Annotated in this window: 16 protein-coding genes; 12 read left to right on the forward strand and 4 right to left on the reverse strand. The window is 61.4% G+C overall.

Annotated elements, in window-relative coordinates; all coding sequences use genetic code 11:
• Positions 1-2: 2 nt before the first annotated feature.
• Positions 3-2456, forward strand: coding sequence for a glycosyl hydrolase 2 galactose-binding domain-containing protein (locus tag AWB65_RS11450; RefSeq protein WP_087667293.1), 2454 nt, complete (start codon positions 3-5; stop codon positions 2454-2456).
• A gap of 13 nt (positions 2457-2469) precedes the next feature.
• On the opposite strand, the gene AWB65_RS11455 is transcribed toward AWB65_RS11450, so the two are convergent.
• Both AWB65_RS11455 and AWB65_RS11460 read right to left on the reverse strand, forming a co-directional pair.
• On the reverse strand, positions 2470-3861 hold the full coding sequence (locus tag AWB65_RS11455) for a sigma-54 dependent transcriptional regulator (RefSeq protein ID WP_125474114.1): 1392 nt from the start codon (positions 3859-3861) through the stop codon (positions 2470-2472).
• A 197-nt stretch (positions 3862-4058) separates the two neighbouring features.
• Positions 4059-6623, reverse strand: coding sequence for a PAS domain-containing hybrid sensor histidine kinase/response regulator (locus AWB65_RS11460; RefSeq protein ID WP_235007592.1), 2565 nt, complete (start codon positions 6621-6623; stop codon positions 4059-4061).
• Between the two features lie 553 nt (positions 6624-7176).
• Between AWB65_RS11460 and AWB65_RS11465 the strand changes: the two genes are divergently transcribed.
• The 6 genes from AWB65_RS11465 to AWB65_RS35545 all read left to right on the forward strand — a co-directional run bounded on the left by AWB65_RS11465 (position 7177) and on the right by AWB65_RS35545 (position 12484).
• The gene (locus AWB65_RS11465) at positions 7177-8103 is read left to right on the forward strand and encodes an HlyD family secretion protein (protein WP_235007596.1); all 927 of its coding nucleotides are present in this window, start codon (positions 7177-7179) and stop codon (positions 8101-8103) included.
• Positions 8100-9041 carry an ABC transporter ATP-binding protein gene (locus AWB65_RS11470; RefSeq protein ID WP_087667270.1) on the forward strand — a complete coding sequence of 314 codons (942 nt, stop codon included), beginning with the start codon at positions 8100-8102 and terminating at the stop codon, positions 9039-9041. The genes AWB65_RS11465 and AWB65_RS11470 overlap by 4 nt, the downstream gene beginning before the upstream one ends.
• A complete protein-coding gene (locus AWB65_RS11475; RefSeq protein ID WP_087667271.1) occupies positions 9038-10183 on the forward strand; it encodes an ABC transporter permease in 1146 nt (381 codons plus the stop codon). Before AWB65_RS11470 ends, AWB65_RS11475 begins: the two co-directional genes overlap by 4 nt.
• Positions 10184-10193: 10 nt before the next feature.
• Positions 10194-11633: an efflux transporter outer membrane subunit gene (locus AWB65_RS11480; RefSeq protein WP_087667272.1), complete on the forward strand. Its 1440-nt coding sequence runs from the start codon at positions 10194-10196 to the stop codon at positions 11631-11633.
• A 96-nt stretch (positions 11634-11729) separates the two neighbouring features.
• The gene (locus AWB65_RS11485; RefSeq protein ID WP_268808247.1) at positions 11730-12326 is read left to right on the forward strand and encodes a TetR/AcrR family transcriptional regulator; all 597 of its coding nucleotides are present in this window, start codon (positions 11730-11732) and stop codon (positions 12324-12326) included.
• Positions 12323-12484 (forward strand): helix-turn-helix transcriptional regulator, encoded by a 162-nt coding sequence (locus AWB65_RS35545; RefSeq protein WP_125474115.1) that lies wholly within the window; start codon positions 12323-12325, stop codon positions 12482-12484. Before AWB65_RS11485 ends, AWB65_RS35545 begins: the two co-directional genes overlap by 4 nt.
• A 7-nt stretch (positions 12485-12491) precedes the next feature.
• Here AWB65_RS35545 and AWB65_RS11490 read toward each other — a convergent pair whose 3' ends face one another.
• Entirely contained in the window at positions 12492-13139 is a 648-nt protein-coding gene (locus tag AWB65_RS11490; protein ID WP_087667274.1) for a LysE family translocator, read from the reverse strand.
• Between the two features lie 153 nt (positions 13140-13292).
• Here AWB65_RS11490 and AWB65_RS11495 point away from each other — a divergent pair, with 153 nt between their 5' ends.
• From AWB65_RS11495 to AWB65_RS11515, 5 genes are all read left to right on the forward strand, one after another.
• Positions 13293-13985, forward strand: coding sequence for an aspartate/glutamate racemase family protein (locus AWB65_RS11495; RefSeq protein WP_087667275.1), 693 nt, complete (start codon positions 13293-13295; stop codon positions 13983-13985).
• 88 nt (positions 13986-14073) lie between these two features.
• Positions 14074-14331 (forward strand): hypothetical protein, encoded by a 258-nt coding sequence (locus AWB65_RS11500; protein WP_087667276.1) that lies wholly within the window; start codon positions 14074-14076, stop codon positions 14329-14331.
• Positions 14332-14704: 373 nt separating this feature from the next.
• Entirely contained in the window at positions 14705-15376 is a 672-nt protein-coding gene (locus AWB65_RS11505) for a glycoside hydrolase family 19 protein (protein WP_087667277.1), read from the forward strand.
• 388 nt (positions 15377-15764) lie between these two features.
• Positions 15765-17138, forward strand: coding sequence for a UDP-glucose dehydrogenase family protein (locus AWB65_RS11510; protein ID WP_087667278.1), 1374 nt, complete (start codon positions 15765-15767; stop codon positions 17136-17138).
• Positions 17139-17189: 51 nt separating this feature from the next.
• Positions 17190-17780, forward strand: coding sequence for a phosphatase PAP2 family protein (locus tag AWB65_RS11515; protein ID WP_087667294.1), 591 nt, complete (start codon positions 17190-17192; stop codon positions 17778-17780).
• A gap of 79 nt (positions 17781-17859) precedes the next feature.
• Here the strand turns inward: AWB65_RS11515 and AWB65_RS11520 are convergent, their stop codons facing one another.
• Entirely contained in the window at positions 17860-19083 is a 1224-nt protein-coding gene (locus AWB65_RS11520) for a glycosyltransferase family 4 protein (protein ID WP_087667279.1), read from the reverse strand.
• Positions 19084-19199 lie beyond the last annotated feature (116 nt).

Here is a 19199-nt window from a genome sequence, read left to right on the forward strand (position 1 = left end):
TCATGGCACGTCAGTTGTCTTCCGGATGGCAGTGCGTCAGCACGCCATCCGGCGCGTTCGCGACGCCGGCCGAACTCGATTCCGCCAGCGGCTGGATCGATGCGCCAGTGCCTGGCACGGTGGCGTCCGCGCTTCGCGCCGCAGGCAAGCTCGATGAGAGCAACGCACCGGCTTTCGCGTTCAGTGATCACTGGTATCGCATGCGATTCGATGCGAACGGTGCACGCAAGCTGCGTCTGAACGGACTGGCGACGATCTGCGAAGCGTGGCTCGATGACCGCAAGCTGCTCGACTCTGATTCCATGTTCGTCGCGCACGACATCGATATCGAAGTCGACGGTCACGCTACGCTTTATTTGTGCTTCCGGTCCTTGGCGCCCGCGCTCGCGGCAAGGCGTGGACGTGCGCGCTGGCGTCCGCGGCTTGCGCAGCCCGCGACGTTGCGCAACGTGCGAACGACGCTGCTCGGTCACATGCCTGGATGGTGTCCGTCGATACAAGCAGCGGGCCCCTGGCGCGCGGTGGAACTGATCGGCGATTCGTCAGCGTCGATCGATCGTGTCGATATGCGCTCGCGTGTGGATGGCGCGGATGGCATCGTCGATGTCACCGTGCGATTTTTTCATGCACAGAATGGGCATGCGACGCGGCTGGAATGCGCGCAGGCTTCAGCCGATCTTCAATGGACCGATGCACACACCCTCACCGGCAGCGTGCGGGTTTCGAATGCGCCGCTTTGGTGGCCGCATACGCATGGCGAGCCAGCGCTTCACGCGGTCAGGCTCCAGTCGCAAGCGTTCGGCATGATCGCGCTGGGCGACGTTGGCTTCAGGACAATCGAAGTCGATCGCGGCGCATCGAACGATGGCTTTCAGCTCGTACTTAACGGTGTGCCCGTGTTTGCGCGCGGTGCGTGCTGGACTTCGGCGGACCTCGTCTCGCTGAATGCCTCACGCGACACACTCGAACCTGCATTCAAATCGCTTCGCGCGGCGGGCATGAACATCATCCGCGTGGGCGGAACGATGCTCTACGAGTCCGATGCGTTCTACGAACTCGCCGACGAATACGGCATCCTCGTGTGGCAGGACTTCGCCTTCGCGAACTTCGACTACCCCGACGATCCTGCGTTTCGCGCAAGCGTCGAGCAGGAAGCCACGCAGTTCCTGTCGCGCACGCGGCGCTTCGCTTCGCTTGTAGTGTTGTGCGGCGGCAGCGAAGCCGATCAGCAAGCGGCGATGCTGGGCTTGTCGCGCGCGCAAGGACAGCAGCGGCTCTTTACCGAACTGTTGCCGTCGATCGTCGCGGCGTCGCGGCCGGATGTCCCTTACGTCCAGAACTCGCCGTGCGCCGCTCCCGGCGATGAAACGTCGATGCCGTTCGCGACTCGCTCCGGCGTCACGCATTACTACGGCGTCGGCGCATATCAACGGCCGCTCGACGACGCGCGCCGTGCGCAAGTGCGTTTCGCATCGGAATGTCTCGGCTTCGCGAACGTGCCTGACGATGTCGCGTTGCACACGCTGCCCCGCGCCGCGCTGATTCATGAACCGGGCTGGAAGCAAGCTGTGCCGCGCGATCCCGGTGCGTCCTGGGACTTCGACGACGTGCGTGAGCACTACATGCGCACGCTGTATCGCGTCGATATCGCGCGGCTGCGTTACGAAGATCATGACCGTTATCTGGAGTTGTCGCGCGCGATCGTCGCCGATGTGATGGCTGCGGTCTTTTCCGAATGGCGTCGCGCGGGATCGTCATGCGCGGGCGGCATCGTGTGGCAATTGCAGGATGTACGGGCGGGTGCGGGCTGGGGCATCATCGATGCGCTCGGTGTTCCGAAGAGCGCGCTGCATGGGCTCGCAAGCGTGTTGCAGTCGGTACAGGTACTCGTTACCGATGAAGGCCTCGACGGACTCGACCTGCATCTGATCAACGAAACGGCGCACGATGTGCACGCGCGCATCGAGCTTGCGTGTCTGCGCGACGGCGTCACGAAAGTGGCAAGCGCATCGCGTGACGTCGTGCTGAAGGCACGCAGCGTCGAACGGATTTCGGCAGGCGCGCTGCTCGGCCAGTTCTTCGACTTCACTTACGCTTACCGTTTCGGCCCGCGCGCGCACGATGCAACCCTCGTCACGCTGACCGAGAGCGCGAACGGCGACGTGATCTCCGAAGCATTCCACTTCCCTGACATGTCGCTGGACCAGCGGCACGACGTGGGCTTGAGCGTTGCAGTGGAAAAGAGCAATGCGGGCTGGGATCTGGTCGTCGGATCGACGCGTCTCGCGCGCTGGGTGCACGTGGTCGATCAGAACTATCACGCGGGCGCGGACTGGTTTCATCTGCGTCCGGGCAGCACGCGGCGCATTCCGCTTATCGCGCGCAATGCGTCGGTTTCATCGCCGCCCGGAGGTGAAGTGCGCGCCTTGAATTCCGCAGGCGCGGTCAGTTACTGAAGGGCGGCACCCGTCACGCAGCCGGACGCGCAACTTGCGCACGAGGCTCCGTGACGTCGATCGAAGCCGTACGCAGCCCATGCGACGTGAGCAGCCGATACAGCGTCACGCGCGAAATGCCGAGTTCGTGCGCTGCGTCGCCCAGGCGTCCGCGGTGGCGCAAGAGCGCCAGTTCGATCGCTTGCCGCTCCGCCGTTTCGCGCGCCTGCGCCAGCGACACCGGTGCGACTTCAACGTATTCGCCGAGTTCAAGATCGCGCGAAGTAATCTGCCGCCCTTCCGACATCACGATTGCGCGACGCACGCGGTTAATCAACTCGCGCACGTTGCCGGGCCAGCCGTAGTTGTGAATCGCGGCAATCGCGCACGGCGAGAAGCCGCGCAACCGACGGCTCGCATCCTTCCTGAAGCGATCGAGCATGTGTTTGGCAAGCAGCTCGATATCCTTGCCGCGCGCGCGCAGCGGCGGCTCGTCGATCTGCAGGACACACAGGCGGTGATACAAGTCAGCACGAAAACGCCCTTCGATCATCGCCGTCTGCATATCGACGTGAGTCGCGGAAATGATGCGCACGTCCACCGGCGTCGAGCCGTGACCGCCCAGCCGTTCGACCTTGCGTTCCTGGAGGAAGCGCAGCAGGCTCGCCTGGCTCTCGATCGGCAAGTCGCCGATTTCATCGAGGAAGAGCGTGCCGCCGTTCGCCGCTTCCACGCGGCCGATCTTGCGCTGGTTCGCGCCAGTGAACGCGCCGCGCTCATAGCCGAACAACTCAGATTGCAAGAGATGCGCCGGGATAGCGCCGCAGTTGATCGCGACGAACGGCTCTGCGCGCCGTACCGACCGCTCGTGAATCGCCGCAGCCGTCAGCTCCTTGCCGGTGCCCGATTCGCCTGAGATAAAGACGGGCGCATCGGTCATGGCGACCTTGCGGATCGAGCGGAAGAGCGCGAGCATCGCATCGCACGAGCCGATCATGCCGCCTTCGCCCAGGCTCTCTCCGCGCGCATCGTTCGATGCCGCGTCATGCAGAGCAACCATGCCATACGCGTGGCCAATCGAATCGATAATGCGATCGCTCGCCATCGGCAGCGTGAGGTAATCGAAGCAATAATCGCGGATGAGTCGCAGCGCGGCCGGCTGGGTAATTTGTTCCGAATGACCAATAGCGATCCAGCCGATGGTCGAAACGGAAAGCAATGCGTGAAGCGCGGGTAAATCGCGGGGGAATTGGCAATGCGAGAAATCGAGAATGCCGGCGGAAGCCTGGTCGAAACGTCGATTTGCGGGAGCGCGTTTACCCGGATCGATTAATTCGACAGTCCAATTGCGCGCCGTCAATCGTGCGTGCAAATCATCGTCCACAGCGGACCCTACGTAATACACACTCCTTGTTTCCCCGGTCATAGCGATCTCTCATGCTCTTTTATTATGAAGAGACAGTATGCCCGCAGGGCCCAATGTGCGATATCCGGCGCAAACGTTTCACCGATGTGAAATGTTTAGATCAATCCCGCAGACCGATAAAGGTTTTTGAGGGATTAATTGCAACAACGCTGTTACATGTGCAGGAAATAAATACCCGAATCGGTAATAATGCCGCTTTAAGCCGCGCGCACCGAAAGTGCCTTGAGCAAACTCTCGACATTTACCGGTTTTACAAAATGCAGATCGAATCCTGCCTCTTGCGCGCGAATACGATCTTCCGCCTGCCCATAACCCGTGATCGCAATCAGCAATGGCGCCGTACCGCCTTTTTGACGTAGCCGCCGCGCGAGTTCATAGCCGTCCATTTCCGGCAGGCCGATATCGAGCAAAGCGACATCTGGGCGAAAATCCCTCGCGGCATCGAGCGCTTCCATCGATGAATACGCGACGCGCGTGATGTGATTCTCCGTCTCGCAAAGCATCGCAAGCGAATCGGCGGCGTCGCGGTTGTCGTCCACGATCAGGATGCGCCGCACCGCACCTTCGCTTGGCGCATCGAGTGCGGAAAGCGCCGCGCCCGAATGGGGCTCGTGATGATGCAGTCGCGGCAGATCGACGGTCACGGTCGTACCGAGCCCCGGACCCGGACTTTGCACCGCGATCCGTCCGTCGTGCATCTCCACGAGCTTCTTCACGAGCGATAGCCCAATGCCGAGACCGCCCTCGGAGCGATCCAGCGTACGCTCGCCTTGCGAGAAGAGATCGAAAATCTTGGGCAGCAAATCGGAAGAAATGCCCGATCCGGTGTCTTCGATCACGATCGATACCCATGCATCGTCTGCCTGTGCCGTGACGCTGATACTGCCGCCTTCCGGCGTGTACTTGCTCGCATTGTTCAGGATGTTCACCAGAATCTGCGAGACGCGCGTGCCGTCGCCGCAAATCCAGCTCGTTGCATCGGCCTGCACATTCATGCGCTGGGCGCGCGCCTGCGCCATGCCGGCTACCGCTTCTACCGCGTGATAAACCGCCGTGCATACGAGGATCGGCTCGCGCTTGAGTGCGATGCGCCCTTGCGTGATGCGCGAGACTTCGAGCAAGTCGTCGACTATATGCGTCATGTGTTCGACTTGCCGCTGCATCAACCCGATGAGATCCTGCTCGCGCTCTTTGCGCGGCTCGTCCTTTTGCATCAGCGCGATGGCGGTTCTTAGCGGCGCGAGAGGATTGCGCAACTCGTGCGCGAGCATCGCAAGGAACTCGTCCTTGCGACGGCTCGATTCGCGCAGCATGAGTTCGAGCCGCTTGCGCTCGGTGATATCGATGATGGAGCCGATGATGCGCACCGCCTTGCCCGCCACACTGCGCTGCAAAAGCGCGCTGCCTTCGATCCATTGCTCGCGATCGGGATTCTCGACGCGGAATTCGAAGTTCGCGCTGCGGTCTTCTTCGTTCGCAAGACGCCTGAGCGTGCGATCGAGCGCCGCGCGATCATCGGGATGCACGCGCGCGAGGGCCATGTCGTAGGGCAAGTGCTCGCTGAACTGCCGGTATCCGCCGTCTTCGATGGAGAGCGTCCAGTCCGACAGCTCCAGCGTCACGATGCGTATCTTCGCCGCCTGCATCGCCACGGTCAGCCTCAGACTGCGCGCCTCGATCGCGGCCTTGGCTTCGTGCTGCACGGTGACGTCGGTCGTCGTGCCGAACCATTCCTGCAGATTGCCGTGCTCATCCGAAAGCGGCGCCGCATGTGCCTGCATCACGCGATAAACGCCGTCGTTTCTGCGCATGCGAAACGTGAGCGACTGCGCCGTCTTTTGGTGAATGGCATCGTGCCACGCACGGCGCGTGATCTCGCGATCCTCGGGATGCACAAGTTCTAGCCATCCCCAGCCGGCCATGCGCGAAGAATCGGTAGCGAATTCGCTCCACGATCCACCCGCCGGCAGAATGCGGCCATCCGGACCCGCCGACCAGACCATTGCCCCTGTCGATTCGACGAGCGCGCGATAACGCCGCTCGCTCAGGCTCAAGCGTTCCTCATGCTGTCGATGCTGGCTGATGTCGAACGTTACCCCATACACGCGCGCAAGGAGGCCGTCGCGGTCGTATTCGGGATGTCCGCGCATGCGCAGCCACCGATGCGGCACGACCTGCTCGTCCAGGAGAAAGTCGAGTTCGAACGTTTCGGGATAGCGCAGACATTCGTCGAGCTTGCGTTGATACAGCGTGCGATACGCGGGCGCAACGCGTTCTGTCAGGTCCGATAGCGTCACCGCTTCGGTGCCTTCGGCGAACGCATAGATCTTCGCGAGCTGCGCGGTCATGCGCACCACGCAGGTTTTCATGTCCCATTCCCAGGCGCCCATGCAGGCGCCCTGAAACGCGGCCTGGAGACGCCGCTCGCTCGCTTCGTACAGTTCCCAGGCGTGCTTGCATTCGTGGATGTCGGTCGCTACGCCGACGGTGTCCGCGATGTTGCCCTCTTCGTCGCGCGTCGCCTGAAGGTGAAGCGTGTGCCAGCGAAAGGCGCCGTCGACCCGGCGCAGCCTTACGTCGACGTTACGCAAGAGCGCGTTGCCGCTCATTTGACGCACTGCTTCGAGCACGGAATCGATGTCCTCGCGATTGACGAAGACACTCCAGTGCTGCCCGACGAGCTTCTCCGACGACACGCCCAAGTACTGGCAAGCCCACGGATTGGCGTAGCGAATGACTCCATCACGCGACGCGCGCCACACGAAAGATGGCAGAAAGCGGGCGGGGGCGGGATCATCTCCGCCAGCCTCGGAACGTCCACTTTCTGACCGGGTATCCTCAGCCATTTTTTAAAGCTCGCTGATTGAATTGAAGCGGCTACCACTCGGGCCTTTTTTCCTTTAGTGCATACGATACGCTCAACGTCAGCCCCGGCACAGTAGCGATTGCGCGGGGTACTACGCTTCTGCTCTCGAATCTTCCCTGACTCTGATATCCACTCAACCCGCGCGGACACTCAAGTTTGAGATTGACCAAGGAAACTATAACTACGATAATAGTTTCCATCGCTTCCTGGCGAGCGGCCTGTTTCCGTTTAACCCGCCACGCCCGTCAATACGCTTTAAAAACAGAGCACGCACGTTCGCTAAACGCATGCGTCGTAAAAGCACGCGCCTGCGGCAACGCTCGTTTCGGAAACGCGTATTAAGCGCACTTTGAATAACTGCATTTAACCGGACCGAGACGATGTCACCGCTTTACGCTGCTTATCACGGGCGCGCCGTTAATCGCGCGCTATACGTATCGCTCGCTTTGATGTCGATTGTCGGCTTGCTGTCGGCATGCTCGCGGCAGGATCACAACGCCTATCAGGGCTACGTCGAAGGCGAATTCGTTTATCTGGCATCGTCGCAATCGGGACAGCTCGCGGAGTTGCCGGTGACACGCGGACAGACGATCAAATCAGGCGCTCCGCTCTTCGCACTCGAATCAACAGACGAATACGCTGCACTTCAACAAGCGCAGCAGCAACTCGCGGCAGCACGCGCTCAACTGGCCGATATCCAGACAGGCAAGCGGCCACCCGAGATCGATGTGGATCGCGCTCAATTGGCGCAAGCACAAGCGAATGCGCGCAAGGCGGCGCTGCAACTCACGCGTGACGAAGCGCAATTCCGCGCGGGCGGCATCCCGAAGTCGCAACTCGACGATTCACGAGCCAACGCCGACGCGACCACCGCGCAAGTTCGCGAGCTCACGAGCCAGGTGCAGGTTGCGCGCCTCCCCGGCCGTTCGCAGCAGATCACGGCGCAGACCGCGCAGGTTGCAGCGGCACAGGCAGCAGTTGTTCAGGCGCAATGGAAGCTCGACCAGAAGCGCGTGACGGCGCCGGCGGAAGGGCTCGTGTACGACACGCTGTATCGCGCCGGCGAATGGGTGCAGGCGGGCAGCCCTGTCGTTCAGATGCTGCCGCCGCAGAACATCAAGGTGCGTCTCTTCGTGCCGGAGGCCGTCGTCGGCGGACTCGCAACAGGGCGCGCGCTCATGGTGCATTGCGACGGCTGCGCCGCCGACGTGCCCGCGAAGATCACCTATGTATCGAGCAAAGCCGAATACACACCGCCCGTCATCTATAGCAACGAGAGCCGCGCCAAGCTCGTGTTCATGGTCGAGGCGCATCCGTCGGTTGCCGATGCCGTGCAACTGCATCCGGGACAACCCGTCACGGTGACACTGCAATGAGCCAGTCCCCCGATAACGTGATCGACGTGCAGAACCTCAACAAGCGCTTCGGCGACAAGCATGTTGTCAACAATGTGTCCTTGCAGGTCGCACGCGGCGAGATCTTCGGCTTTCTCGGGCCGAACGGTAGCGGCAAGACGACTTCGATCCGTCTGATGTGCGGCCTCCTCACGCCCGATTCGGGCACGGGCACCTGTCTCGGCTACGACATACGCACCGAGAGCGCCCAGATCAAGCGCAATGTCGGCTACATGACGCAGCGCTTTTCGTACTGGGAAGACCTGACGATCCGCGAGAACCTCGACTTCGTCGCGCGTATCTACCAGATGCGCAATCGGCGCGAAGCAGTGGAGCGCTCGCTCGAAGGCCTCGGGCTGCAAAGCCGCGCGAATCAGTTGACCGGATCGCTTTCCGGCGGCTGGAAGCAACGGCTTGCATTGGCCGCGTGCATGCTTCATGAACCGCAACTGTTGCTGCTCGACGAGCCGACCGCAGGCGTCGATCCCACCGCGCGACGCGACTTCTGGGAAGAGCTGCATCGGCTCGCCGCGCGCGGCATCTCGGTGCTAGTCAGCACGCACTACATGGACGAAGCGGAGCGCTGCCACAAGCTCGCGTACATCGCGTACGGGAAGCTGCTCGCGAAAGGCACCGCGAACGAAGTAATCGAATCACAGGACCTCCAGACGTGGGCCATCCACGGCGAACAACTCACCCAGCTTTCCGAGCAATTGCGCACGATGCCGGGAATCGATCAGACGGTCGTCTTCGGCTCAGCGTTGCATGCCAGCGGTCGCGATCACGCCGCGCTCGAGCGTTCGATCAAACAGGCGACGGAGAACACACCGCTACGAATCGAGCGCATCGGCACGGGACTCGAAGACGTCTTCATCTATCTGATGAGCCACTCGAAGGATAACTTCGGAGCGCCGTCATGACGAGCTTGCGCAATAGCTTCTCGATCACGCGCTGGTGGAGCATCGTGCTCAAGGAATTCCTGCAACTCCGGCGCGATCGCGTGACCTTCGGCATGATCATCGGCTTGCCGATCGTGCAGCTCGCGCTGTTCGGATTCGCGATCAACACCGACCCGAAGCATCTGCCCACGGCGGTGATCGTCGGCGACAACAGCGCGTTCTCGCGCAGCTTCGTCGCCGCGATGAAAAACTCGGCGTACTTCGATTTCGTCGAGACGCTGCCAAACGAGGAAGCCGGCCGCCGCGCACTCGCACAGGGGCGCGTGCAATTCGTGCTGAACGTCCCCGTCGATTTCTCGAAACGGCTGTTGCGCGGAGAACGACCGTCGCTGCTCGTCGAAGCCGACGCCACCGACCCTACCGCGACCAACACCGCAATCGCCGCGCTGCAGAGCCTCGTGCAGCCGGTCGCGGACAAGGACATCACCGGGGCGCTCGCGCATCTGAACGGCGGCCCGGCCGCGTTCGGCGTGCAGGTCCACAACCTCTACAACCCCGAGGGCATCACTCAATACAACGTCGTGCCAGGCCTGATGGGCACGATCCTCACGATGACGCTCGTCATGATGACGGGCCTCGCCGTCACACGCGAACGCGAGCGCGGCACGATGGAGAACCTCCTCGCGACACCCGTTCTTCCCATCGAAGTGATGACGGGAAAGATCGTGCCTTACGTGGTCATCGGACTCATACAGGCGTCGATCATTCTGCTCGCGACATACTTCGTGTTTCATGTTCCATTCGTCGGCAGCCCCTTTGCGATCTACCTCGCAGCGTTGATGTTCATCGCGGCAAATCTCACGGTCGGGATCACGCTTTCTTCGCTCGCGCAAAACCAGTTGCAGGCGATGCAACTCACCGTCTTCTATTTTCTGCCGAACATCCTGCTCTCGGGCTTCATGTTCCCTTTCGCTGGCATGCCGCGCTGGGCGCAGTTTATCGGCAATCTGCTGCCGCTCACGTACTTCAACCGGCTGATTCGCGGCATCATGCTCAAGGGCAATGACTGGGCGGATCTCTGGCCTTCGGTATGGCCGATGGCGATCTTCACCGCCATCGTCATGGGCATCGCGCTGCGGTTCTATCGGCGCACGCTCGACTAGGAAACACGTCATGAAACACCTCGTTTTCTTCACCGTCGTCGCGTTGTGTGGCTGCGCGGTGGGCCCCGATTTCCAGAGTCCCGCCGTCCCCGGCACGCAAAACTACACGCACGAAGCGCTGCCCGCTTCGACCGAAACGGCTAGCGGGACCGCGCAGACGTTCGCCGCAGCAGATCGTGCGATACCGATGTGGTGGAAACAATTCAAGTCGGATGCGCTGGACCGTCTCGTCGATCAAGCGCTGCAGCAAAGCCCGACGCTCGCGCAAGCGCGCGCGAAGCTGATCGAAGCGCGCGAGAATTACAACGCGCAAGCGGGCACTACTCTTTATCCAAGCGTCGATGCAAAAGTCTCCGGTTCGCGACAACAAGTCGATCTCGCGGCATTCGGCATTCCGCATGTGGCGAATCCGGGGCCGTTCTCGCTTTTCAACGCGTCGGTGAGCGTCTCGTACACGTTCGATATATTCGGCGGCAACCGTCGCGCGCTCGAGGCGATGATGGCGCAAGTCGATTACAAACGCTTCGAACTGGAGGCAGCCCGGCTATCGATTGCGGGCAACGTCGTAGCGACCGCGATCAAGCGCGCGTCGCTGCAAGAGCAGATCGCGTTGACGCGCCGACTTGCCGATGAGGAAGCGCAGCAGCTTGCCATCGTCGAAGCACGCTTCGATGCGGGCGGCGTGTCACGGCTCGACGTTCACACCCAGCGGACGCTGCTCGCACAAACGCGCGCATCGCTGCCACCGCTTGCGACGCAACTCGCCGCCGCCGATCATCAACTCGCGATACTGCTTGGCGTGCCGCCATCGGAAGCGAGCTTCAATGCGCTCACGCTCGAGTCGCTTCACTTGCCCGATAGCGTGCCGCTCACGCTGCCCTCGACGCTCGCGCGCGAGCGTCCCGACATCCGCGCGTCGGAAGCGCTGCTGCATCAGGCGAGCGCGAATATCGGCGTCGCGACGGCGAATCTTTATCCGCAGTTCTCGCTCTCGGCGGGAATCGGGTCGGAGCGCACGAACATACAGGACGTGGTAGGCGGATTGAACATCTGGAACATTGGCCTGAATCTCACGCAGCCGCTCTTTCATGGCGGCGAATTGCGCGCAAAGAAACGCTCGGCGCAAGCGGCCTACGATGCGGCGCTCGGCGGCTATCAGCAAACCGTGCTGCAAGCGCTGCAACAAGTCGCGGATACGCTGACCGCCTTGCAGAACGACGCCCGCGAATTGCAGGCGCGTGAGGACGCCGCACGCGAAGCGCAAGCGAGCGTCGATATCGCTCATGCACAATATGCAGCGGGCGGCGTGAGCCAGTTCAGCTTGCTCGATTCGCAACGGCAAGCGTTGCAGACGTCGCTCGATAGAACCCGCGCGCAAGCCGACCGGTTCACCGATACCGCCGCTCTCTTTCAATCGCTGGGCGGCGGCTGGGAGACGGCACAACGCTAAGCTGACGTTCCCCTAAGAACTTCAAAGGATCGAAAAATCGCAACCTCGCCGTCATCTCTGCCGCCTGTCGCCTTCGACGAAGGGCCGTCGGGCGCGATCCTCGCCGCCGCGCGAGAGATCCTGCTGCGCGAGCATTACAGCGGCCTCACGATGGACCGTCTCGCGCTTGCGCTCGGCATGAGCAAGAAGACGCTCTATGTGCATTTCCCGTCGAAGGACGCGATGGTCTCCGCGATTTTCGCAGCGACGGGCATCTCCATTCGACGTCAGGTGACCGACATACTCGATGGGCCTGGCCGCTTTCCCGAGAAGCTGGAGCGTTTGCTGCGGGTAGTCGCCGATCACGTGGGCGCGATGTCGCCAGCGTTCCTGCAGGACCTCGATCGCTTCGCGCCCCAACTCCACGGCGAAATCCAGGCGATCAAGGAGCGCAACATTCCCACGGTTTTTTCTCGCGTGCTGAGCCTCGGCATCGAGCAAGGGATGATCCGCGGCGACATCGACGTGATCTTTCTCGCTGAATACTGGCTACAAGTCGCGCGCGGCGTGCACGATCCTTCGATGCTCGCGCGAACCGGCCTTACGCCACGCGAGGCGCTGGAGAAGGCGCTGGACCTGTTCTTCATCGGCGTGTTCACGCCCGCCGCGCGCAAGAAGTTCGGGCAGCACTCACCCGTTGCGCCGCGCGGATGACGCTTTTCACGCCGGGCGAAGGAACGCTCCCGCTCATCGACGTCGCCGCGCGCACGGGCTTGCCTAGGGAGCAGCATTTCACCGAAGTGTTTCATCGATACGTCGGCTGGACGCCGCGCGCGTTTCGGCGCGCGAACGCGCGCTCGAAACGGAAATAGCGGTCGCTCAGATGCCCGTTTTGCCGGCGGTCAGAATCAGCCTCAATCCGAGCGCTGCGATCGCAGCAGCAGCGGTCCGGTCGATCCACTTGCGCGCGCGCAAATAGACCTCACGCGGCCGACGACTCGAAAAGCACAGCGCTACGATCGTGTACCACCCCGCTTCGATCGCGAAGACGAGCGGCGGCAGCACGAAATAGCACCAGAGCGGTGGATGCTGCGGCAGCAACGCGGCGAAGATACTGCCGTACCAGATCGCGGTCTTGGGGTTGCTGAGCTGAGTCGTGAGACCCACCCAAAACGATTTGCTCGCGTTGCGCGGATGGCTCGCGGCTTCGTCATCGACGGTCATCGGCTGCGATGCGCCTCGCCAGATATTCCACGCGATGTAGACGAGATACACGCCGCCCGCGATCTTCAGGCCGATGTAAAGCCATTCGACGGCGAGCAGCAGCGTATAAAGCCCGGCGAGCGCGATGCTGCCGAAAAAGATGCCGCCGACGCCCATGCCAAGCGCGGTGGCGAGGCCATCTCCGCGTGACAGGCCGATCGAATTGCGCGCAACGAGCACGAAGCTCGGACCGGGGATCATGGCGCCAAGCAGCAGCGCAACGAGAATGGCGGAGACGGCGGAGACGGCGGAGACGGCGGTCATATATTTTCTCCTGTCGGCCAGAGTCTGGCCCCATGCAATGCAGTTGCGCGGCGAGAGAATCCGCATGATCTCACGAACGTCACCGCCTGATCGACTGCTATATTTGCGCCTCCATAATCTGCAAACGCGCCCCGGGCGCTCAAAGAAATCAGCATGAAAACGATCGGACTGATCGGCGGGATGAGTTGGGAATCATCGGTCGAGTATTACCGCGTCATCAATCAGGACATGAAGGCGCGGCTCGGCGGTCATCGCAATGCGCGCAGTGTGCTGGTTACCGTGAGCTTCGAAGAGATCAAGGCCCTGCAGCATGAAGAGCGCTGGGACGAACTCGGAGAGCGCATGGCAGAGGCCGCACAGCAGGTCGAAGCGGCTGGCGCGGATTTCGTCCTGCTCTGCACGAACACGATGCACCGCGTGGCACCTGTGCTCGAAGCCGCGTTGAAGATACCGCTCCTGCATATCGTCGATCCGACCGCACAGGCATTGCGCAATGCCGGCGTGCGGCGTGTCGGTCTGCTCGGCACCGCGTTCACGATGGAGCAGGCGTTCTATCGTGGCCGTATGGAAGAACGGCATGGCATCGAAGTGATCGTGCCCGGCGCGGAGGATCGCGCGCTCGTGCATCGAATCATCTATGACGAGCTTTGCCACGGGACCTTGCGCGATGCTTCGCGTGACGAGTATCGACGCGTCATCGAAGGCATGCAGGCGCAAGGCGTCGGAGGCGTGATACTCGGCTGCACGGAGATCGCGATGCTGATCGCGCAGCACGATGTGGCGTTGCCGGTGTTCGATACCACGGCGCTGCATGCGCAGGCTGCAGTTGATTGGGCGTTGACTTGAAGCGGCTATAAATTTCGGATTCTTGCCGCCTGGAGAGGCAACGGATACCATGACCGCGCGAATTCACGCGCCACCAGCGAGGCTGAACATGGATGAAACGAAGTTGACCGCACACCTTCCCGCCATCGACGTGGAGATCACGCGTCGCACGCTGCCGGACCAGAACGCCGAAGGCATCACGATCCACATCACCGCAACGCCATCGTTCGATGCCGCGCGATGGCTCCTCCTTCCGTTCGCGTCGCCGTTTCTGCTTTGGGGCGAAGTCATGCGCGCGTGGCAACCGTTCCTGCTCGCTGAAACGCAATCTGGCCGCGCGCTGCCACAGCCTGCAAAAGAAGAATAGACAGCGACGCGCAAGCACACGGCGCGTCGAACCCGTTAGTACGATCCGCGCAAGTGATAGGAGAATCCTGCGCTGGATCGTCATAGCGCTTGAATCGCTACGCATCCCATAGTATCGCCCGTTCATCATACAGACCGAAGTGTGACGAAGCGCTCATTCGCAATCATTCAAAGCATGATCTTCAAATCGAAGAGTGCTAAAACCATACGCAGGTCGATATCCCTGAGCCGCATCCGGCTTAGTCGCATTCGTCCCCTCGAGGCCGCGCAAAAAAGCATCTCACTCCAACACTGGCCGATCGACACCTCGTCGACGCAACCCTCCCGACGACGAACGAAGGTGTCTCCTACACCACTCGGACTTGGAGAACAGCATGGACCAGTCAACCTTCATGGCAGCGACCGGCGCCTCTGCGGCGAGCGCGAACTTTTGGCTCACGCCGATCATGAATGCGATGGAGCGATTCGAGATCAACACGCCTGCGCGACAAGCCGCCTTTCTTGCACAGGTCGCCTACGAGAGCGGACGCTTTCCGCTGCCGCCGGTCGCCGAGAGTTTCAACTATGCAGCGGACCGCCTGCATGCAGTGTTCTCATCGCTGACGCCCTCGCAGTGCGCTTCGCTCGGCCGCCAGCCCGGTGAGGCGTCGGTGCCGCCGGCGCGTCAACAGCAGCTCGCAAACTTGCTGTATCAGAACCGATTCGGCAATGGCCCTGCGGCAAGCGGCGATGGCTGGAAGTATCGCGGCTCCGGACTCATCCAGCTCACGTTCAAAGCCAACTTCGACAGCGCAGGCAAGGCGATCGGCATGGACCTCGTGACCAAGGCCGATCTCGTACGCAATGATGCGAACGTCGCCGCGCTCGTCGCCGCATGGTTCTGGAAATCGCATGGCTGCAACGAACTCGCCGATGTCGGCAATTTCCAGCAGATCACGAAGGTGATCAACCCGGCGAAGGCGGGCGCCGAAGGACGCGACGACGCATTCGAACTGGCAAGCAATGCGCTCGGCGTGCAACCGGCGAACGGCAGCGCGGTTGCCTGAAGTCGACGGCGGCGGCATTAAGATCGGCCCACATGCCGCCGCTAAAACAAGAAGCCAATTTCCTTGACCATTGATTAATTGTTCCCTTCAGTTGCCTTGCCCACAAAGCTGAGGGTTTCCCACGATAGGATAAGACCGACGACGTTCAGCGCTGAACGAGTCACCCGCAACACGCGGCGCAACCCTCTTTGCATCGAGTTCGTGAGAGCACATCGGTGACAGCCGCCAAAGCCTAGCTGTTATCGGCCACGCTTCACCCAATACTCCCGAAGGCGTCACCCCTTCGATTCGACATGCCGCGCAGAAGGCAGAGACGCCATGCGCTTTCCTCGTGCGCGCGGCATTTCCTGGAAAGAATCCTTTAACCTTTCGACGACGAGCGGGACATATGAAAGTTACTGTCATTGGCACGGGCTATGTCGGCCTGGTTACCGGCGCCTGTCTTGCGGAAATCGGCAACAGCGTCTTTTGCCTCGATGTCGACGCAAAAAAAATCGATATCCTCAATCACGGCGGCATCCCGATCCATGAGCCGGGACTGAAGGAACTGATCGAACGCAACGTCAAGGCAGGCCGCATCAAGTTTTCGACTAGCGTCGCGAAAGCGGTCGAACACGGCGACGTGCAGTTCATCTGCGTGGGCACGCCGCCCGACGAAGACGGCTCCGCCGATCTTCAATACGTGCTCGCCGCCGCCGAACAGATCGGCAAATATGCGGAAGGCTTCAAGGTGATCGTCGACAAATCGACGGTGCCCGTCGGCACGGCGGATCGCGTGCAGGCCACCATGCGCGCGGCGCTCGATGCGCGCGGCGTCAAACATGGCTTCTCGGTCGTGTCGAATCCGGAGTTCCTGAAAGAAGGCGCCGCGGTCGAAGACTTCATGCGTCCTGACCGCATCGTGCTCGGCATCGCGGACGACGCCGACGGCGAACGCGCCCGCGCGATGCTCATGCGCCTCTACGCGCCGTTCAACCGCAATCACGAACGCACGATGTACATGGACGTGCGTTCCGCCGAGTTCACGAAGTACGCGGCCAACGCCATGCTCGCGACCCGCATCTCGTTCATGAACGAAATGGCGAATCTCGCGGACATCGTAGGCGCGGACATCGAAGCGGTACGGCGCGGCATCGGCTCGGACCCGCGCATCGGCTATCACTTTCTGTACGCCGGCTGCGGCTACGGCGGCTCGTGCTTTCCGAAGGACGTGCGTGCGCTAATCCGCACAGCGCAGGAACGCGGCGCGAACCTCCAGATACTCGATGCGGTCGAATCGGTGAATGAGGCGCAAAAGAGCGTGCTCGTCCACAAGATCTGCGCGCGTCTCGGCGACGATCTGACGGGCAAGACGATTGCTGTGTGGGGCCTCGCGTTCAAGCCGAATACGGACGACATGCGTGAAGCGCCGAGCCGCGCGCTGATCACGGCACTGCTCGCACGGGGCGCGACGATCCGCGCGTACGACCCGGTCTCGCAGGATGAAGCGGAACGTGTGCTCGCGCTCGATCTCGCCGATCAGCCCGCCCTTAGCCAGCGTCTGCATTTCTGTTCGCAGCAATACGATGCGGTGTCGGGCGCCGATGCGCTCGTGATCGTGACGGAGTGGAAAGCGTTCAAGAGTCCGGACATCGGCACGCTTCATGCGCGTATGAATGCGCCGTTGATTTTTGACGGACGTAACCTTTACGAACCGGAAAACATGGCGGAACTGGGCTTCGTGTATGAAGCCATCGGGCGACGCAGTGTGGAGCCGATGTAACGGCATCCACGTCGCAAGCCCGATCGTTTTCGCCTGACCAAAAAGGAAATGATGGGGCATATTCTTACCAATGTCGGCGATGCGGGGTTCAGCCTTCCGATCGCCTTCGCCTGCGCGCTCTGGCTCGCGACATCGCGCTGGCGGCTTGCCATGCGCTGGATCGTTACACTGGCCCTCGGCATGGGGCTGGTGGGCGCCACGAAGATCATCCACGCGGGATGGCACACAGAGATCGATGCGATCGGTTTTCGCATGGTCAGCGGCCACACGATGCTGGCGACGGCCACGATGACCGTCGTCCTCGCGCTGCTGTCTGACAGGGTCATGCTCGGCAAGGCGCCGGGCGTCGCGATGGGGCTGCTGATCGGCGCGGCTACGGCCGTCGTGCGCGTGCACGACCAATCGCATTCGCCGATCGAAGTGATCTCGGGATGGTTCGTGGGCGCCGCCGTTGCCGCGTTGTTCCTGCGAGCTTATACGCGAAGCGCTGCGGAACTGCGCTGGCCGGCGAGGGCGATGGCCGGATTCGCTCTCGTGGCGATGCTCGCTTACGGACGCAGCATGCCGTTCGAGGAAATGATCGACACGCATTCGCCAGCTCTGCGCGCGTTGGTCTCACATGAGGTCACGACGCGTTTTTGACCGCATCGAAACCGCAAGCATCACAACAAAGAGGGCGCGTTGAATTTCTTCAACGCGCCCTCTTTTTTACGCTAGCCGCTTACTGATGCCGGACCGCCACTCTTTCCTCCGCGTTCGATGCCTCGCCGATGCGCGTCACCGTCGCCGGCGTCTCGCTGCGTGCGGGACGCGGTGCTACTGCCGTCTCCGAGCGGAAGCGTGCAAGCCGCACTTCGATGAAGGCAGAGAGCGATGCCTTGAACTTCTCCGTCGAGAAGCGTTCGGCGTTTTCGCGGCAGACCTTCGGATCGAAAAGATGCGAATTGCGCTCGAAGCGTTCGACGGCGTCGACCAACGCCTCCGCTGACTGCTCCGGGAAGAACACGCCAGTCGGCCGCTCGCGCGGCATGCCGATGACCGTTTCGAGCGCGCCGCCCTTGCCGTACGTGATGACCGGCGTGCCGCACGCCTGTGCTTCGATGATCGAGATGCCGAAGTCTTCCTCGGCAGCATAAACGAATGCACGGGCGCGTTGCATGTGATCGCGCAACACCTCGAACGACTGATATCCCATGATCTGGACATTCGGCCCAGCGACCGCCTTGACCTTTTCCATATCAGGACCGTCGCCGATCACGACAAGCCGCCGCTCTGGCGTCATCGAAAACGCCCTGACGATCATGTCGATACGCTTGTACGGAACCATACGCGAAGCGGTCAGGTAAAAATCATCCTTCTGCGCGCGAACTGGCAAAGAGCGGACGTCGACCGGCGGATAAATCACCGTCGATTCGCGCTGATAGGCCTTTTTGATGCGCCTCGCAATGAAATGCGAATTCGCTATCAGGTAATCGACCCCGTTAGCCGAACGCGCATCCCAGCCACGAATGTAGTGAAGCAGGATGCGCGCAAGAATCGACTTGAAGCCCTTGGAAAGCCCAGACTCCTTCAGGTACTGATGTTGCAGATCCCATGCGTAGCGGATCGGCGAATGCACGTAACTGACATGCAACTGATCGGGACCGGTCAGCACGCCTTTGGCGACCGCGTACGAGCTCGAAATGACGAGATCGTAGCCCGAGAGGTCGAGCTGTTCGATCGCGAGCGGCATGAGCGGCAAATAGCCCCGATAGCGCTTCTTCGCGAACGGAAGTTTCTGTATAAAGGACGACTGCACCGGACGGCCCTTGATGCACGTACGGTCCTCGAGAAAATCGACGAGGGTAAAGATATCAGCGTTCGGGAAACACTCGATGATCTGCTGCAGCACCTTTTCGGCGCCCCCCGACACCACAAGCCAGTCGTGGACAATGGCAACTTTCACGGCATCTCTCTCGCTATAAAACGGTGGGTTGAAAAAATCGGCTATTTCAAAAGTGGAGTGGGTAATGCGGCTTACGAGGCATGTTGGTTGAAGGCCGAGAAGTCGAGCTTTCCGGC

This window comes from Caballeronia humi (genome assembly GCF_001544475.1).
Lineage (GTDB): Bacteria > Pseudomonadota > Gammaproteobacteria > Burkholderiales > Burkholderiaceae > Caballeronia > Caballeronia humi.

Bases quoted from the DNA above. Each gene is read 5' to 3' on its own strand.
- AWB65_RS11450 (WP_087667293.1), top strand. From the start codon at position 3: ATGGCACGTCAGTTGTCTTCCGGATGGCAGTGCGTCAGCACGCCATCC.
- AWB65_RS11455 (WP_125474114.1), bottom strand. From the start codon at position 3,861: ATGACCGGGGAAACAAGGAGTGTGTATTACGTAGGGTCCGCTGTGGAC.
- AWB65_RS11465 (WP_235007596.1), top strand. From the start codon at position 7,177: ATGTCGATTGTCGGCTTGCTGTCGGCATGCTCGCGGCAGGATCACAAC.
- AWB65_RS11470 (WP_087667270.1), top strand. From the start codon at position 8,100: ATGAGCCAGTCCCCCGATAACGTGATCGACGTGCAGAACCTCAACAAG.
- AWB65_RS11475 (WP_087667271.1), top strand. From the start codon at position 9,038: ATGACGAGCTTGCGCAATAGCTTCTCGATCACGCGCTGGTGGAGCATC.
- AWB65_RS11480 (WP_087667272.1), top strand. From the start codon at position 10,194: ATGAAACACCTCGTTTTCTTCACCGTCGTCGCGTTGTGTGGCTGCGCG.
- AWB65_RS35545 (WP_125474115.1), top strand. From the start codon at position 12,323: ATGACGCTTTTCACGCCGGGCGAAGGAACGCTCCCGCTCATCGACGTC.
- AWB65_RS11490 (WP_087667274.1), bottom strand. From the start codon at position 13,139: ATGACCGCCGTCTCCGCCGTCTCCGCCGTCTCCGCCATTCTCGTTGCG.
- AWB65_RS11495 (WP_087667275.1), top strand. From the start codon at position 13,293: ATGAAAACGATCGGACTGATCGGCGGGATGAGTTGGGAATCATCGGTC.
- AWB65_RS11500 (WP_087667276.1), top strand. From the start codon at position 14,074: ATGGATGAAACGAAGTTGACCGCACACCTTCCCGCCATCGACGTGGAG.
- AWB65_RS11505 (WP_087667277.1), top strand. From the start codon at position 14,705: ATGGACCAGTCAACCTTCATGGCAGCGACCGGCGCCTCTGCGGCGAGC.
- AWB65_RS11510 (WP_087667278.1), top strand. From the start codon at position 15,765: ATGAAAGTTACTGTCATTGGCACGGGCTATGTCGGCCTGGTTACCGGC.
- AWB65_RS11515 (WP_087667294.1), top strand. From the start codon at position 17,190: ATGGGGCATATTCTTACCAATGTCGGCGATGCGGGGTTCAGCCTTCCG.